Source organism: Streptosporangium sp. NBC_01469 (assembly GCF_036227305.1).
In the GTDB taxonomy this organism is placed as follows: domain Bacteria; phylum Actinomycetota; class Actinomycetes; order Streptosporangiales; family Streptosporangiaceae; genus Streptosporangium.
Genome location: NZ_CP109465.1, coordinates 5429079 through 5445695 on the forward strand (window position 1 = coordinate 5429079; position 16617 = coordinate 5445695).

The window sequence follows — 16617 nt, forward strand, 5'->3', positions numbered from 1 at the left end:
TTCATCAGCCTTTCGGGACTTACCGCCCCTTGTATGTATTACGTCAGCTCTAGCTGGACATTGTCACGTCTTTGATTTCGACGGTTTCCTTTGGTGCCCCGGTACCGTCGGGGCCCGGGGTGATGACGCCGGCCTTGTTCACCTTGTCGAGGATCTCCAGACCCTTGGTGACCGTACCGAACGGTGTGTAGTCCGGGGTCAGCGGGGCGTCGCCGAACACGATGAAGAACTGGCTGCCGTTGGTGTCGGGACCGCTGTTGGCCATGGCCACGACGCCGCGCGTGTATTTGGCGCCCTCCAGGTTCTCGTTCACGAAACGGTAGCCGGGGCCGCCCTGGCCGTCGGTCTGGCTCTTGCCGTCGGCCTTGGCCAGTGGGTCGCCACACTGCAGCATCGGGAACTGGTCGGACCCCAGCCGGTGGCACTTGGAGCCGTCGAAGTACTTCTTCTTCGCCAGGAAGGCGAAGGAGTTGATCGTGCACGGGGTCTTGTCGGCCGACACCTTGATGACGATGTCGCCCTGGTTGGTCTTCAGGGTCATCGTCTTGGGCGTCAGGTCGACCTTCTCCGGGGGCAGGCCCACGTTCTTGGCCGGGCCGCCACCGGCCTCCGCGGCGTAACCGCAGGTGCCGCCGGCCGGGTCGAAGGCCTTCGGCTGCGCTCCCGCGGCCGCCGACGCGGCCGGTGAGGCGTTGTCCGACGGGGCCGGGTCGGTGGTCGCGGTCGCCGTCGTGTCGGAGCCGCCGAACAGGGTCGTCGCGGCGATCACACCCGCCACGACGACCACGCCGGCCACGGTGCTGCCGATGATCGCGTTGCGCTTGGCCCTGGCCTCACGTTCGACGCGTCGCTGCGTCTGCCGCTCGTAGTGCTCGCGCGCCAACTGCTTCTGACGCTCCTTGCCGCTCACCGCTTCGCCCTCCCGAGTGCCGAGTAGTACTTAATGAGGTGGGCGAATCGTATCGGCCAATGGGTAATGGTTCGCAGCCCGCCGACCCGCACCGGTACCCTTCGGTTACATTCCCATCCGCATTCTTGACGAGATCAGCTGAGGCAGATGCTCATCGCCGGCTTTCCCGCAGGGTCCTTCCAGACCAACTGCTACGTCGTCGCTCCCGCCGCGGGCGAGGAGTGCGTGGTCGTCGACCCCGGTCAGAACGCCGTCGGCGACCTCGACGACCTGCTGCGCGAGCACCGGCTCAAGCCGGTCGCGGTGCTGGTCACCCACGGGCACATCGATCACATGTGGTCGGTCGCCCCGGTCTGCGGCGCGCGTGACGTTCCCGCGTGGATCCACCCGGAGGACCGCGAGCTGCTGTCCGACCCGGGCAAGGGACTGTCGCTGTCGACGAAGCAGCAGCTGTTCGGGGGGCTCACCTTCACCGAGCCCGACGACGTGCGCGAGCTCGCCGACGGCGAGGTGCTGCGGCTGGCCGGCCTGGAGCTCACCGTCGACCACACCCCCGGCCATACCAGGGGGTCGGTGACGTTCAGGCTGCCCAGCACCGAGGAGATCCCGGACGTGCTGTTCTCGGGCGACCTGCTGTTCGCCGGCTCCATCGGCCGCACAGACCTTCCGGGCGGCGACTACCCGACCATCCTGCGCAGCCTGGCGGCCAAGTGCCTGCCGCTGCCGGAGGACACGGTGGTCCTGCCCGGCCACGGATCACAGACCACGATCGGCCACGAGCGTGCCACCAACCCGTATCTCGCGGAGGCGAAGGCGGCCGCGGGCGCGGATCCCGCGAACGCCGGGCACGACCGCGGCCCCGGCAGGGGACTTTAGACAATGACTTTGCAGGCGCCCAAGGGCACCTTCGACTGGCTTCCGCCGCGCTCCGAGCGGGCGCTCGCCGTGCGCGAGGCGCTCACCGCGCCCGCCCGCCGGGCGGGTTACGGCTACATCGAGACCCCGGTCTTCGAGGACACCGCGCTGTTCGTACGCGGTGTCGGCGAGTCGACCGACATCGTCTCCAAGGAGATGTACACCTTCGAGGACAAGGGCGGGCGCTCCATCACGCTGCGCCCCGAGGGCACCGCGTCGGTGGTGCGGGCGGTCCTCCAGCACGGCCTGCACAACGGGCAGCTTCCCGTGAAGCTCTGGTACTCGGGCAGCCAGTTCCGCTACGAGCGGGCCCAGAAGGGCCGCTACCGCCACTTCTGGCAGGTCGGCGCCGAGGCGCTGGGCTCGGAGGACCCGGCGCTCGACGCCGAGCTGATCCTGCTGGCCGTCGACGGCTACGCCGCCCTGGGGCTCACCGGGGTCCGGCTGCTGATCAACACGCTGGGTGACAGGGAGTGCCGTCCCGTCTACCGGGCCGCGCTCCAGGACTTCCTGCGAGACCTCGACCTCGACGAGGCCACCCGGCAGCGAATCGAGATCAATCCGTTGCGCGTGCTCGACGACAAGCGCCCCGAGGTGCAGGCCCAGCTGGCCGGGGCGCCGCTCGTCGTCGACCACCTGTGCGAGGCGTGCAAGGCCTACCACGAGGAGGTCCGCTCGCTGCTGACCGCCTCCGGCGTGGCCTACACCGACGATCCCCGGCTGGTCCGCGGCCTCGACTACTACACGCGTACCACGTTCGAGTTCGTCCACGACGGTCTCGGCTCGCAGTCCGCGGTCGGGGGCGGGGGCCGCTACGACGGGCTGAGCGAGATGCTCGGCGGGCCCGCGCTGCCCAGCGTCGGCTGGGCGCTGGGCGTCGACCGTACGGTCATGGCCATGGAGGCCGAGGGCCTGTTCGGGGACGAGAGCGCCGAGGCACGCGTGCAGGTGTACGGTGTGCCGCTGGGCGAGGAGGCGCGCCGCCGGATGTTCCTGCTCGTCACCGAGCTGCGCCGGGCGGGCCTGGCGGCCGACATGTCGTTCGGCGGCAAGGGCGTCAAGGGCGCCATGAAGGGCGCCGACCGCTCGGGGGCCGGCTACGCGGTGATCCTCGGCGAGCGGGACATCGCCGCGGGGACCGCGCAGGTCAAGGACCTGGCCAGCGGGGACCAGACCGCCGTACCGCTCGCTGAGATCGTCACGATGTTGAAGGAGAGACTGGACAAATGATCCGCACGCACGAAGCGGGATCACTGCGCGAGGAGCACGCCGGGCAGCGGGTGACGCTCGCCGGGTGGGTGGCGCGACGCCGCGACCACGGCGGCGTGGTCTTCATCGACCTGCGTGACGCCTCGGGCTCCGCCCAGGTGGTCTTCCGCGAGGAGGACGACGCCCACGGCCTGCGCGCCGAGTACTGCGTCAAGGTCGTCGGAGAGGTGCGGGTCCGCCCCGAGGGCAACGAGAACCCCGAGCTGCCGACCGGCGCGATCGAGGTCGTCGCCTCCGAGGTCGAGGTGCTCAGCGAGTCCGCGCCGCTGCCGTTCCCCATCGAGGGCACCGCGGGCATCTCGGAGGAGGCGCGGCTGAAGTACCGCTACCTCGACATCCGCCGCCAGCAGGTCGCGCACGCCATGCGCATCCGCTCCCGGGCCACCTACCTCGCCCATGAGGTGATGAACGAGCAGGGGTTCACCTACGTCGAGACCCCGACGCTGACCCGCTCGACCCCGGAGGGCGCCCGCGACTTCCTGGTCCCGGTCCGGCTCCAGCCGGGCAGCTGGTACGCCCTGCCCCAGTCGCCCCAGCTGTTCAAGCAGCTTCTCCAGGTCGCCGGGATCGAGCGCTACTACCAGCTCGCCAAGTGCTACCGCGACGAGGACCTGCGCGCCGACCGGCAGCCGGAGTTCACCCAGATCGACGTCGAGATGTCCTTCGTGGACCAGGACGACGTCATCGCCCTGGGCGAGCGGCTCATCGGCCGCGTCTGGAAGGAGACGGTCGACTACGACCTGCCGACGCCCCTGCCCCGGATGACCTACCGGGAGGCCATGGCGCGCTACGGCTCCGACAAGCCGGACCTGCGCTTCGGCCAGGAGCTCGTCGAGATGACGGAGTTCTTCGCGGGCACCACCTTCCGCGTGTTCCAGGCGCCGTACGTGGGCGCCGTGGTCATGCCGGGCGGCGCCTCGCAGACCCGCAAGGAGCTGGACGCCTGGCAGGAGTGGGCCAAGTCGCGCGGAGCCAGGGGTCTGGCCTACGTGCTGGTGGGCGAGGACGGCACGCTCGGCGGGCCGGTCGCCAAGAACCTGTCAGAGACCGAGGCGGCCGGCCTGGCCGCCAAGGTGGGCGCGGCACCCGGTGACGCGATCTTCTTCGCGGCCGGCGCGGCCTCCGCCTCCCGCGACCTGCTCGGCGCGGCCCGCCTGGAGATCGGCCGTCGCTGCGGCCTGATCGACGAGTCGGCCTGGAACTTCCTGTGGATCGTCGACGCCCCCATGTTCGAGGAGGACGGCGAGGGCGGCTGGACCGCGGTCCACCACCCCTTCACCGGCCCCAAGCCCGAGTGGGCCGACACCTTCCAGGACCACCCCGGCGAGGCCCTGGCCTACGCCTACGACATGGTCTGCAACGGAATGGAGATCGGCGGCGGCTCGATCCGTATCCACCGGGCCGAGATGCAGCAGCGCGTCTTCGAGGTGCTGGGCATCTCCAAGGAGGACGCGGAGAGCAAGTTCGGCTTCCTGCTGGAGGCGTTCAAGTACGGCCCGCCGCCGCACGGCGGCATCGCCTACGGCTGGGACCGGATCTGCATGCTCCTGGCCGGCACCGACTCCATCCGCGACGTCATCGCCTTCCCGAAGACGGCCTCCGGATTCGACCCGCTGACCGGCGCGCCCACCCCGATCACGGTGGAGCAGCGCAAGGAGGCGGGCGTCGACGGCAGGCCCAAGGCCGACGCCTGACCCGGTGCCCGCCCCGGAGGTGAGGCGGGTGTGACGAGGGCCCCCGGACGGTGTTCCGGGGGCCCTCGGCGCGTCCGGGACCGCTCAACCGCCGGGGGGCGAGCCACGGTGACGCTCTCCGCGCGCCTCACGGGCCTCCTGAGCGGTCGGCGGGGCTCCTCCGGCCTTTGGGGACGATGGGTGCCCACGGCCCGCGTACGGCCGCGCTGGGGTCTGTGCGGGCCGTGTACCCGGGACTGGACGAGGACGGCCCGCGTACGGCCGTGGTGAGGTCTCGTACGGGCCCCGCATGCCCGGGACGGGCGGACGACCCGGAGGGCGCGGGGCGTACGGGCGAGGAGGCCCTCGGTGAGGTCTGTGCGGGCCGCGGGCCGGCCGTGCCCGTCGCCGGGACCGTGGGGCCGACGTGGAAACGCCCCGGCGGTCGTCCGACCGCCGGGGCGTCCTGTGGCGGCGGGCCGCCGCGGGTCCGGTTAGGAGAGCCGCACGTTCTTGATGACCACCGGGATCTTGGGGGCGTTGGAGCCGCCGTCACCGGTGATGTCGTCGGGGTTGGTGATCCACCCGCCCTTGGAGATCTCGTCAAGGATCTCCAAGCCCTGGGAGACGACGCCGAAGGGCGTGTAGGCCTTCTCCACCTGCTGGGTCTCGTCCCCCAGCGAGATCCAGAACTGGCTGCCGTTCTGGTTGACGGCGTCGACGGCCTGGGCGACCGCGACCGTGCCCCTGGTGTACGGGATCCCGCCGAGGTTCTCGCTGTCGTAGACGTAACCCGAGCTGCCCTGGCCGTCGGTGGGGTTCTTCCCGTCGGCCTTGGCCTGCGGGTCGCCGCACTGCAGCAGGCTCAGGCCCGAGTTCTCCGGGGTGGCCAGGCGGTGGCACTTGGTGTTGTCGAAGAAGTGCTTCTTGGCCAGGAAGGCGAAGGAGTTGACCGTGCAGGGGGCCTGCCCGGTCGCCAGGTCGATCACGATGTTGCCGTGGTTGGTGGCGATCGTCATGGTCTTCAGCTTCAGGTTGGGCCTGGTCGGCGGTGTGCCCACGTTCTTCATCGGGCTGCCGCTGGTGTCCTTGCGGTAGGCGCACTTCGTGTTGGTCGGAGCGGTCGTGACGCTCGGCTCGGGCGTCGCGGCGGGGGTCTCCGAAGGAGACGGTGAACTGCTGGCGGCGGCTTTGGCCTTCGCGTCGTCGTCGTCTCCGAGGAGGGTGACCCCGGCGAACAGTCCTCCCGCGACGACGACCACCGCGGCGACGGCTCCGATGACGACGTTGCGCTTCGACGTGGTCGTCTGCTCAGCACGCTTCGCCTGCCGCTCTTTGTGTTCCCGAGCCAGCTGGCTCTGGCGGTCCTCGGCGCTCACCGCTATGTCCTCCAAGATCGCTGTTTCATGGTTTGTGGGCTGGCGAAAAGAGTACCGGCCCTAACATGTGCTGGACGTAAGTGGCGGAATTCATCAGATGGGGACAGAGGGGAAGACGAGATCTCTTCACGCTCTCCATAACCCGCCCATGGTGGGATCCGTACTTGCTGATGATGAACCACGCACAACCGGAGTGCCCCCATGTTCGATGAGATCCTCGGCCTGCCCCTCCATCCCCTGGTCGTGCACGCGGCCGTGGTTCTGACGCCGCTCCTCGCGGTGCTCGCCGCCGCGTACGCGCTGGCGCCCCGCACCCGGCCCGTGCTCACCTGGGCGGTGGCCGGGCTCGCCCCGGTCGTGCCGGTGAGCGTCTTCGTGGCGCAGGAGAGCGGGGAGGCGCTGCAGGAGGGCCGCTTCGCCTCCGTCAGCGGGGAACTCGGCGAGCTTATCGACGAGCACGCGGGCTTCGGCACCCCGCTGCTGGTCGTCACCTTCGCCCTCGGGGTGATGTCGCTGGCTCTCGTCTACGTCACGCGCGGCGACAGGTTCGGCCGCCCGGCCGAGCTCGCGGTCTCGGCGCTGACCGTGGTCCTGGCCGTCGCGGCGCTCTACTACGTGGTAAGGGCCGGGCACAGCGGGGCCACCGCGGTCTGGAGCTGAGCCCGGCCGGCCGGTGAGGCGCACCGTCTCGGGAGGGCGGGGGCTCCATCGGGCGGCGGTACTGTCTCAGGCGTGGACAGCCTGTTCGATTCGGCGGCGGAGGAGGCCCATCGCGGCCAGGAGCCCCTGGCGGTGCGGATGCGCCCCCGGGGCCTGGACGAGGTGGTCGGCCAGCGGCACCTGCTGGGCCCCGGCACGCCGCTGCGCCGCCTCGTCGAGGCCGAGGCGCCCATGTCGCTGTTCCTCTGGGGCCCTCCGGGGACCGGCAAGACCACCCTCGCCTACGTGGTGGCGGGTGTCACCAAGCGCCGTTTCGTGGAGGTCTCCGCGGTGTCGGCGGGTGTCAAGGAGGTCCGCGCGGCCATCGAGCAGGCCCGGCGCGAGCTGGGCATGTCCGGCCGCCAGACCGTCCTGTTCGTCGACGAGGTGCACCGCTTCAACAAGGCGCAGCAGGACGCCCTGCTGCCCGCCGTGGAGAACCGCTGGGTCACCTTCATCGGCGCCACCACCGAGAACCCCTTCTTCTCCGTCATCTCGCCCCTGCTGTCGCGCTCGCTGCTGCTGACCCTGGAGTCGCTGTCGGAGGACGACATCCGGGCGGTGCTGGAGCGTGCCGTCACCGACCCGCGCGGCCTGGACGGGAAGGTGCGCCTGGCGCCCGAGGCCGCCGAGCACCTGGTGCGGCTGGCCGGCGGCGACGCCCGCAGGTCGCTCACCTACCTGGAGGCCGCCGCGCTGATCGCCGACGGCGAGGTCACCGTCGAGGTGGTGGAGCGGGCGGTCGACAAGGCGGCCGTGCGCTACGACCGCCAGGGCGACCAGCACTACGACGTGATCAGCGGCTTCATCAAGAGCATGCGGGGCTCCGACGCCGACGCCGCGCTGCACTACCTCGCCCGGATGATCGAGGCGGGGGAGGACCCCCGGTTCATCGCCCGCAGGATCGTCATCTTCGCCTCCGAGGACGTCGGCATGGCCGACCCCACCTGCCTGCAGGTCGCGGTGGCCGCCGCCCAGGCGGTGGAGTTCATCGGCCTGCCGGAGGGGCGGCTCAACCTGGCCCAGGCCGTCATCCACTGCGCGCTGGCCCCCAAGTCCAACGCGGTGATCAACGCCATCGGCGCGGCCTCCGAGGACGTGCGGCGCGGCAACATCGGCCACGTCCCCAACCACCTGCGCGACGCCCACTACGCCGGGGCCAAGCAGCTCGGCCACGGCAAGGGCTACCGCTACCCCCACGAATTCGAGCACGGCCTGGTACGCCAGGAGTACGCCCCCGAGGAGCTCAGGGACCGGCGCTACTACCAGCCCACCCGCCACGGCGCCGAGGCGGGCTTCGCCGACCGCTGGTCCAGGATCCGCGCCTTCCTCCGCGGGGAGTAGCCTCCCGCGAGGGCCACCCCGGGGCGCGCGGTAAGCGGGGATGAGTGATATCGGGCACGATAGGGTTTCGCCAATCCGCCCGACCATGGCCGGGGTCACCTATGAACCTTTGAGGGGAGCGGGTCCGCACATGCTTACCGCAGGAGAGGTCGCGGGGCTGATCGCCGCGATGGCCTGGGCGATCCTGGTCTCCTTCATGGCCGTCGTCATGGTCAGGCTGGCCCGGCTGCTCACCGAGACCACCAAGATGGTCTCCCAGCTGGGCGACCGCGTCGTGCCGCTGCTGGAGGACGTGTCGGCCGCCGTCGGCGAGACCAACCGGCAGCTGGTCGCGATCGAGGCCATCACCAAGGACGTCAAGCAGGTCAGCGGGCATGTGGCCAAGGTCAGCGACGTCACCCAGAACCTGGTCACCGGTCCGATGATCAAGGTCGCGGCCCTCACCCACGGCGTCCGCAGGGCCCTGGGCGCCCGCAGGCGCGCCAGGCCCGCCGCGGCGCTGGAGAGGCGCCCGGGATGATCCGCAGGCTGTTCTACATGGGGCTGGGCGCGTTCGGCGCGGTGTGGGTCATGCGTAAGCTTCAGGCACTGCACCCGAACCACCTGGCCCGAAGGGCCGTGCACAACGCCGCCGGGACCCTGGAACAGGCACGCGACCTCGCCGGGGAGGCCCTGCGGGGCGCGGCCGAGCGGGAAATCGAGTTGCGCTCCAGGTTCGGGCTCGACACCGTGGAAAACCCCTATCACTCCAACGTAAAGGATGGCCGCTGACATGGAGTCGGCAGAGATCGCCCGCCGCTTCCTGCGCTTCTTCGAGGAGCGTGGGCACACCGTTGTGCCCTCGGCCAGCCTCATCGCCGAGGACCCGACGCTGCTTCTGGTCAACGCGGGCATGGTGCCCTTCAAGCCCTACTTCCTGGGCCAGCAGAAGCCGCCCTACAAGCGGGCCGCCAGCGCGCAGAAGGTCGTGCGGACCCTCGACATCGACGAGGTCGGCAAGACGACCAGGCACGCCAGCTTCTTCCAGATGCTCGGCAACTTCTCCTTCGGCGACTACTTCAAGGAGCAGGCGATCCCGTTCGCCTGGGACCTGCTGACCAGGCCCGAGTCCGAGGGCGGGTTCGGCTTCCCCGAGGACCGCCTCTGGGCCACCGTCTACCTCGACGACGACGAGGCCGCCGACATCTGGCGCAAGGTGGGGGTGCCGCAGGAGCGCATCCAGCGCCGCGACCTGGCCGACAACTACTGGCACATGGGCGTGCCGGGGCCCGGCGGCCCGTGCAGCGAGATCTACTACGACCGCGGTCCCGAGTACGGGCGCGAGGGCGGCCCGATCGCCGACGAGAACCGCTACCTCGAGGTGTGGAACAACGTCTTCATGCAGTACCAGCTCAGCGCGGTCCGCACGAAGATCGACTTCGACATCGCCGGTGAGCTGCCCGCCAAGAGCGTCGACACGGGCATGGGCCTGGAGCGCATGGCGGCGATCCTGCAGGGCGTCGACAACATCTACGAGATCGACACCACGTACAAGATCCTCGACCGGGCCGCCGACCTCACCAAGACGCGCTACGGCCGCGACGAGCGCGCCGACGTGTCGCTGCGGGTCGTCGCCGACCACGTCAGGACCGGCGTGATGCTCGTCGCCGACGGGGTGCTGCCCTCCAACGAGGGCAGGGGCTACGTGCTCCGCCGCATCCTGCGCCGCGCCATCCGCAACCTGCGCCTGCTGGGCGCGGGCGAGGAGCGCTACATGCACGAGCTCACCGCCGTGACCGTCGAGGTCATGGGCGAGCAGTACGCCGAGCTGCGGGCCGACGCCCCGCAGATCCACGGCGTCATCGACGCCGAGGAGGCCTCCTTCCTCGGCACCCTTCGCACCGGCACCGCGATCTTCGACGTGGCGGCCGAGGAGACCAAGCGCAAGGGGCGGGCCACGCTCGCCGCCGACCAGGCCTTCCAGCTGCACGACACCTACGGCTTCCCGATCGACCTCACCCTGGAGATGGCCTCCGAGCAGGGGCTGCAGGTCGACGAGGAGGGCTTCCGCCGGCTGATGAAGGAGCAGCGCGACCGGGCCAAGGCCGACGCCGCCGCCAAGAAGACCGGCAACGCCGACATCTCGATCTTCGGCACGCTCCTGGAGAAGACCGGCAGGGTCGAGTTCCTGGGCTACGACCACGTGACGGCCGAGGCCGAGGTCGTCGGCCTCCTCGTCGACGGCGTCTCCGTCCCCGCGGCGGGCGCCGGCACGTCGGTCGAGGTCGTGCTGGGCCGCACCCCGTTCTACGCCGAGGGCGGCGGCCAGCTGTCCGACCAGGGCGTCATCCGCACCGGCGGGGCCGAGGTGGAGATCGTGGACGTGCAGTCCCCGGTCTCCGGCGTCGTCGTGCACCGGGGCAAGATCCGCTCCGGAGAGATCCGGGTGGGCGACCAGGCCCAGGCGGAGATCGACGTCGAGCGGCGCCGGGCCATCTCCCGCAGCCACACCGCCACCCACCTGGTGCACCGCGGTTTCCGCAACGCGCTGGGCGAGACCGCGGCGCAGGCCGGTTCGGAGAACTCCCCGGGCCGCTTCCGCTTCGACTTCACCGCCGCGGGCGCCGTGCCGCCCAGCGTGCTGCGCGACGTCGAGGACGAGGTCAACGCCGTCCTCATCAACGACCTGCGGGTCAACGCCTTCCACACGTCCCAGGCGGAGGCCCGCGCCATGGGCGCGCTCGCCCTGTTCGGCGAGAAGTACGGCGACACCGTCCGCATCGTCGAGGTCGGCGAATACTCCCGCGAGCTCTGCGGCGGCACCCACGTCGCCAGCTCCGGGCAGCTGGGCCTGGTCAAGGTGCTGGGCGAGGCCTCGATCGGCGCGGGCGTGCGCCGCGTGGAGGCCCTGGTCGGCCTCGACGCCTTCCGCTTCCTGGCCAGGGAGAGCGTGCTCGTCGCCCAGCTGTCGGAGCAGCTCAAGACCCGCAGGGAGGAGCTGCCCGAGCGCATCGAGGGCATCGTCACCCGGTTGCGCGCCGCGGAGAAGGAGCTGGGCGCGCTGCGCTCGGCCCAGGTGCTCGCGGGTGCGGGTCAGATGGCGGAAAGCGCCCGTGATCTGCAGGGAGTCTCCGTCGTGACGCACCGCGCGCCTGATGGAACCTCTCCCGACGACCTGCGTAGGCTCGCGCTTGACGTGCGCGGCAGGTTCCCGGGTGATCGCGCCGCGGTGGTCGTCGTCGCCGGTGTCCCCGGTGACCGGCCGGTCGTCGTGGCCGCGGTCAACGAGGCGGGACGCGGTCGCGGCCTGAAGGCGGGCCGTCTGGTCGGCGTCGCCGCGAAGGCACTCGGAGGTGGCGGTGGCGGCAAGGACGACGTCGCTCAGGGAGGCGGTGTGCGTCCCGAGGCGATCGGTGAGGCGCTCGCCGCCGTCGAGCAGGCGATCGCGCAGACGCTCACCTGATGAGGAACGACGCCCCCGCGCCGTGTCCGGCACCGGGATGGGGACGGAAACGATGAGAAACGGCATTCGGCTGGGCGTCGACGTCGGCTCGGTCCGCATCGGCGTGGCACGCAGCGACCCCTCGGGGTTGCTGGCCACGCCGGTGGAGACCGTCCGGCGCGGTAAGGGCGACCTCGACCGGCTCGCGGAGATCGCGGCCGAGTACGAGGTCGTCGAGGTGGTGGTCGGCCTGCCGACCTCGCTCTCCGGGCGGGAGGGGCAGGCGGCGGAGGCCGCCCGCGACTTCGCGAACCGGATCTCGCTGCGGCTGGCACCCGTCCCGGTGCGGCTGTTCGACGAGCGGCTGACCACCGTCACCGCCCAGCAGGGCCTGCGGGCCAGCGGGGTGAAGGCGAAGAACCAGCGCGGCGTGGTGGACCAGGCGGCCGCCATCGTGCTGCTCCAGGCCGCGCTGGACGCCGAACGCGCCACCGGCAGGCCCCCCGGCGTCCCCGCCGGGTCTCCCTCGAGCGGAGGAAACGTCGAAAGGCCGGGTGACGGGACCGCCCGGTGAGCCTTCCTCGGCCGATACGGCTGCCGGCGGCCAGGACGTTTGTGACCGCTTCGGATGCTCTCGCCGCGATGGTGGAACGTTACAAACAGGTGGCGTCTCAGCTAAAACTGAGGGAACGGACCGCTAAGAAAGGATCGTCACCCTTGGATGCCGCCACGGTGGCGGGCATCGTCCAGGCGGAGGGCAGGCGGGATCCGGGCCATCCGAAGATCGCTAGAATGATCTACAACCGGTTCGGGGCCCGGACGCCGCTCCAGCCGGACATCACGGTGCCGTACGCGCAGGGGCGCGGGACCCCGGAGGTTTCGGAGAAGGGCACCGAGGTGAGGTCTCCGTACGACACCTGCTTCAAACCCGGCCTGCCGCCAAAACCATCGCGAATCCCGGGGAGAAGGCATTGATCACGGCACTCCAACCAGATCAAGGTGATTGGTTTCGGTTTGTTACTACCAATCTGGAGCATAGAATCACGAAATTCACTGACACAGAGAGTGAGTTTGTGAGATACCGGGAAGAGCTGAACAGACACCTCGGGAAGCGTTGATGCCCGGCGGAATACTCCCCGTTCCGCCGCAGGCGGCGACCCGCACCCGCGGATCAGACGACGGCTCCCGGAGCACCGGGACGTCTGGCCGGGTGCTCTCCTTCGGTTCGGCACACCCGCTTGACGCCAGGCCGTCTCTAGCGGGAGATTGGCCAACGCCTCTATGAACGATCTCGATATGGACTTCCTGGTCGGCTCCGACGACGAAGGTCGGTCGCGCCGAGGATCCAACACGTCTCCAGGCCGTGACTCCGGAGGCCGGCGTGGCCGCCGCAGGAGGCGCCGCCGCAATCGGGGCGGCTTCCTCGCCCCCATGCTCGCGATCATCGTCCTGATCGGCGGCGTCGGCGCCGCCGGCTTCTACGGCTACACCTGGGTCCGCGACGTGATGACCCCCGACGACTACACCGGCAAGGGGTCCGGCGAGGTCGTCGTGGAGATCAAGGACGGCCAGAACGCCTCCGACATCGCCCAGACCCTGCAGGACCAGGACGTGGTGAAGAGCGTCAAGGCCTTCGTCAACGCCGTCGCCGAGGCGGGCAAGAGCTCCTCCCTGCAGCCGGGCGAGTACACCATGCGCAAGCAGATGGCGGCCGCGGAGGCCGTCAAGCTCCTCGACCCGGACAAGCGGCTGCGGGAGAAGGTCACCCTCAAGGAGGGATTGCGCCTGGTCGACACCCTCAAGCAGCTCTCCGAGAAGACGGGCAAGCCGCTGCGGGAGTTCCAGCAGGCCGCCAGGAACGTTCGTGAGCTAGGCCTGCCCCCCTACGCCAGGGGCAAGCTGGAGGGTTACGCCTTCCCGGCCACCTACGAGATCACGCCCAAGATGACGGCCTCGGAGATCCTGACCAAGATGGTCGACCGCTTCAGCGAGACCGCCGACAAGGACGACCTCCAGAGCAAGGCCAAGGCTCTCGGGCATACCCCGCACGAGATCATGACGATCGCCAGCATCGTCCAGGCGGAGGCCGGCACCAAGGAGGACATGGGCAAGGTGGCCCGCGTCGTCTACAACCGGCTCGACGGCAACCCGCCCATGAACCTGCGGATGGACAGCACGGTGATGTACGGGCTGAACAAGTACGGCATCGAGTCCTCCCACAAGGATCTTGAGAGCACCTCGCCCTACAACACCTACAAGTTCGGAGGCCTGCCTCCCGGCCCGATCGCCAACCCGGGTGACGACGCCATCCAGGCGGCGCTCAACCCCACCAAGGGCGACTGGCTCTTCTTCGTGACCACCTGCCCGGCCAAGGGCCTCACCAAGTTCGTCACGCTGGAGTCCGAGTTCACCGCCCTCCTGAGCGAGTACGAGAGGAACAAGGTGAACGGGTGCTGAGGGCGGCGGTCCTGGGATCGCCGATCGTCCACTCGCTCTCCCCGCACCTGCACCGCGCCGCCCACGAGGGCATGGGACTGCACGACTGGCGCTACGAGGCGATCGAGTGCGACGAGGCCGGGCTCCCCGGTCTCCTCGCCGGGCTGGGCGGCGACTGGGCGGGGCTCTCGCTCACGATGCCGCTCAAGCGGGCCGTGCTGCCGCTGCTCGACACCGTTTCCGAGCTCGCGGTCCAGGTGGGCGGCGCCAACACCGTGATCCTGCGCGACGGCGCCAGGCACGGGGACAACACCGACGTGTACGGCATCGTCCAGGCGCTCGCCGAGGCGGGCGTGGCCCCGCCCCGGGCGGCAACCGTCCTCGGCGGCGGCGCGACGGCCGCCTCCGCGCTGGCCGCCCTGCGCGAACTGGGCCTCGACGAGGCGATCCTCGTGGTCCGCGACCCCGCCAGGGCGGGGGAGACCGTGGAGGTCGCCGAGCGGCTGGGCATGGACCTGTCGCTGCGGACCCTCGACAAGCTCGACACCGCGCTGGAGGTCGACCTGGTCGTCTCGACCCTGCCCGCCGGCGCGGCCGACGGCCTCGCCGGGACGCTGGCGGGCGTGCCCGCCCTCTTCGACGTGGTCTACGCGCCCTGGCCCACCCGGCCGGCCGTGGCGGTGGCCGAGCGGGGCGGGGTCGTCGTCGGAGGCTTCCCGATGCTCCTGCACCAGGCGGTCCGGCAGGTCGAGATGATGACCGGCCGCGCGGACGTGCCGGTGGAGGCGATGCGCGCGGCGGGAAAGGCCGAGATCGTCAGGCGTGCCGCCCCGGCGGGATGATTCTGCGTGAGCGGGCCGTTGTGGTAGAGTAACGACTCGATCGGTCCGGCGTGCCTGCTGGACGCGCAAGCGGAGGTCGTCCTCCCACCTCGTCGGCCGCAAGGCTGACAGGTCAGGATCACAACCGGGGTAAATCTCCGGAGAGCTTACGGCGTGAAGCCTTCGAGTTCATGTGGCCCCGCATGCGTGACGTGCGGGGCATCTTGCGTTCGAACGTCCTCAACGGGGCGTGCGTTCTACGACCTCCCGGCACGATCGAGCATGTTGCGGCCTCCTCCCGGATGGCCGCGGATCGCAACCTAGGAGGCCCCATCAGCGCCGAGCCCCGCATCAATGACCGCATTCGCGTGCCCGAGGTCCGCCTCGTCGGCCCGAACGGCGAGCAGGTGGGCATCGTCTCCATCGGCGATGCCTTGAAGCTGGCTCAAGAATCCGACCTCGACCTGGTCGAGGTCGCGGCAACGGCTCGTCCGCCAGTGTGCAAGCTCATGGACTACGGCAAGTTCAAGTACGAGTCCGCGATGAAGGCACGCGAGGCGCGCCGTAACCAGGCGTACACCATCATCAAGGAGATCAAGCTTCGGCCGAAGATCGACCCGCACGACTACGAGACCAAGAAGGGTCACGTGGTGCGGTTCCTCAAGGCCGGCGACAAGGTCAAGGTCACCATCATGTTCCGCGGTCGGGAGCAGTCCCGGCCCGAGCTGGGCTTCCGGCTCCTGCAGCGACTGGCGGAGGACGTGACGGAGCTCGGCTTCGTCGAGTCCCAGCCCAAGCAGGACGGTCGAAACATGATCATGGTGATCGGCCCGCACAAGAAGAAGGCCGAGGCCAAGGCCGAGAAGGCGGCGGCCAAGGCACGGCATGACGAGAACCCCTCGGGTGACGGTTCGCCGGTCGCCGACGAGACGCACGTCAACGACGAGGTGTCCGTCAGTGGAGCGGTGGCGGCTCCGCAGGAGTAACTCGCATAGCCTGGATCGTCAGGTAGTCGTGAGATCAGTCCGAGACCGGGTCCGGTCTCGTAGTCAGGCACGCCCTTGACTTGGGTTACCGGCCCGGGACATCGGCACGATCGAGGGAGAGACGGCTGAGATGCCGAAGATGAAGACGCACAGCGGTGCGAAGAAGCGGTTCAGGCTCACGGGTTCCGGCAAGCTTGTGCGCCGCCGCGCCAACCGTGCGCACTACAACGAGCACAAGCCGTCCACCTTGACGCGTCGTCTCAAGCCCGAGGTCGTGCTCTCCGACGCCGACTCCAAGAAGATCAAGAAGTTGCTCGCTAAGTAACCGCCCCCGGGGAGATAGATACACATGGCACGCGTGAAGCGGGCGATCAACGCCAAGAAGAAGCGCAAGGTCGTTCTCGAGCGGGCGAAGGGCTACCGGGGTCAGCGATCCAGGCTGTACCGCAAGGCCAAGGAGCAGATGCTCCACTCGATGACGTACGCCTACCGCGACCGCAAGGACCGCAAGGGCACCTTCCGCCGTCTCTGGATCCAGCGCATCAACGCCGCTGCCCGCCAGAACGGCATCACCTACAACAGGCTCATCCAGGGCCTGCGGCTCGCCTCCATCGAGGTCGACCGTAAGATCCTCGCCGACCTCGCGGTCAACGACACCGCCACGTTCGCGACGCTGGTCGAGGCCGCCAAGAAGGCGCTTCCGGCCGACGTGAACGCGCCGGTCGCCGGCTGAGCGAGGCACTGACGACCATGCGGCCCGCAGC

Annotated in this window: 17 protein-coding genes; 15 read left to right on the forward strand and 2 right to left on the reverse strand. The window is 69.9% G+C overall.

Annotation, left to right across the window (positions count from 1 at the left end; all coding sequences use genetic code 11):
- Positions 1–49 precede the first annotated feature (49 nt).
- The gene (locus OG587_RS23810) at positions 50–910 is read right to left on the reverse strand and encodes a peptidylprolyl isomerase (RefSeq protein ID WP_329078925.1); all 861 of its coding nucleotides are present in this window, start codon (positions 908–910) and stop codon (positions 50–52) included.
- Between the two features lie 147 nt (positions 911–1057).
- On the opposite strand from OG587_RS23810, the gene OG587_RS23815 reads away from it, so the two are divergent.
- From OG587_RS23815 to aspS, 3 genes are read left to right on the forward strand one after another with little or no spacing between them, the layout of a single operon-like run.
- On the forward strand, positions 1058–1786 hold the full coding sequence (locus tag OG587_RS23815; RefSeq protein ID WP_329078927.1) for an MBL fold metallo-hydrolase: 729 nt from the start codon (positions 1058–1060) through the stop codon (positions 1784–1786).
- Between the two features lie 3 nt (positions 1787–1789).
- Entirely contained in the window at positions 1790–3055 is a 1266-nt protein-coding gene (gene hisS / locus OG587_RS23820) for a histidine--tRNA ligase (RefSeq protein ID WP_329078929.1), read from the forward strand.
- Positions 3052–4788: an aspartate--tRNA ligase gene (aspS, locus tag OG587_RS23825; protein ID WP_329078932.1), complete on the forward strand. Its 1737-nt coding sequence runs from the start codon at positions 3052–3054 to the stop codon at positions 4786–4788. The genes hisS and aspS overlap by 4 nt, the downstream gene beginning before the upstream one ends.
- A gap of 473 nt (positions 4789–5261) precedes the next feature.
- On the opposite strand, the gene OG587_RS23830 is transcribed toward aspS, so the two are convergent.
- Positions 5262–6146, reverse strand: a complete 885-nt coding sequence (locus OG587_RS23830; protein ID WP_329078934.1) for a peptidylprolyl isomerase — start codon at positions 6144–6146, stop codon at positions 5262–5264.
- Positions 6147–6347: 201 nt separating this feature from the next.
- On the opposite strand from OG587_RS23830, the gene OG587_RS23835 reads away from it, so the two are divergent.
- From OG587_RS23835 to rplT, 12 genes are all read left to right on the forward strand, one after another.
- On the forward strand, positions 6348–6806 hold the full coding sequence (locus OG587_RS23835) for a hypothetical protein (RefSeq protein ID WP_329078936.1): 459 nt from the start codon (positions 6348–6350) through the stop codon (positions 6804–6806).
- Between the two features lie 72 nt (positions 6807–6878).
- Positions 6879–8189, forward strand: a complete 1311-nt coding sequence (locus OG587_RS23840; protein WP_329078939.1) for a replication-associated recombination protein A — start codon at positions 6879–6881, stop codon at positions 8187–8189.
- A 130-nt stretch (positions 8190–8319) separates the two neighbouring features.
- Positions 8320–8709 carry a DUF948 domain-containing protein gene (locus tag OG587_RS23845; RefSeq protein ID WP_329078941.1) on the forward strand — a complete coding sequence of 130 codons (390 nt, stop codon included), beginning with the start codon at positions 8320–8322 and terminating at the stop codon, positions 8707–8709.
- Positions 8706–8960, forward strand: a complete 255-nt coding sequence (locus OG587_RS23850; RefSeq protein ID WP_329078943.1) for a hypothetical protein — start codon at positions 8706–8708, stop codon at positions 8958–8960. The genes OG587_RS23845 and OG587_RS23850 overlap by 4 nt, the downstream gene beginning before the upstream one ends.
- A gap of 1 nt (position 8961) precedes the next feature.
- Positions 8962–11631: an alanine--tRNA ligase gene (alaS, locus tag OG587_RS23855; protein ID WP_329078945.1), complete on the forward strand. Its 2670-nt coding sequence runs from the start codon at positions 8962–8964 to the stop codon at positions 11629–11631.
- Between the two features lie 52 nt (positions 11632–11683).
- On the forward strand, positions 11684–12184 hold the full coding sequence (gene ruvX / locus OG587_RS23860; protein ID WP_329078947.1) for a Holliday junction resolvase RuvX: 501 nt from the start codon (positions 11684–11686) through the stop codon (positions 12182–12184).
- Between the two features lie 68 nt (positions 12185–12252).
- Positions 12253–12585 (forward strand): endolytic transglycosylase MltG, encoded by a 333-nt coding sequence (locus tag OG587_RS23865; protein WP_329093985.1) that lies wholly within the window; start codon positions 12253–12255, stop codon positions 12583–12585.
- 456 nt (positions 12586–13041) lie between these two features.
- A complete protein-coding gene (mltG, locus tag OG587_RS23870; protein WP_329078949.1) occupies positions 13042–14067 on the forward strand; it encodes an endolytic transglycosylase MltG in 1026 nt (341 codons plus the stop codon).
- Complete coding sequence (locus tag OG587_RS23875) at positions 14064–14888, forward strand: shikimate dehydrogenase (RefSeq protein WP_329093986.1); 825 nt, start codon at positions 14064–14066, stop codon at positions 14886–14888. Before mltG ends, OG587_RS23875 begins: the two co-directional genes overlap by 4 nt.
- A 347-nt stretch (positions 14889–15235) precedes the next feature.
- Positions 15236–15853 (forward strand): translation initiation factor IF-3, encoded by a 618-nt coding sequence (gene infC / locus OG587_RS23880; RefSeq protein ID WP_443075209.1) that lies wholly within the window; start codon positions 15236–15238, stop codon positions 15851–15853.
- 130 nt (positions 15854–15983) lie between these two features.
- Positions 15984–16178, forward strand: a complete 195-nt coding sequence (gene rpmI / locus OG587_RS23885) for a 50S ribosomal protein L35 (RefSeq protein WP_030920046.1) — start codon at positions 15984–15986, stop codon at positions 16176–16178.
- A 24-nt stretch (positions 16179–16202) separates the two neighbouring features.
- Positions 16203–16586: a 50S ribosomal protein L20 gene (gene rplT, locus OG587_RS23890; RefSeq protein WP_329078953.1), complete on the forward strand. Its 384-nt coding sequence runs from the start codon at positions 16203–16205 to the stop codon at positions 16584–16586.
- The last annotated feature ends 31 nt before the right edge of the window (positions 16587–16617 follow it).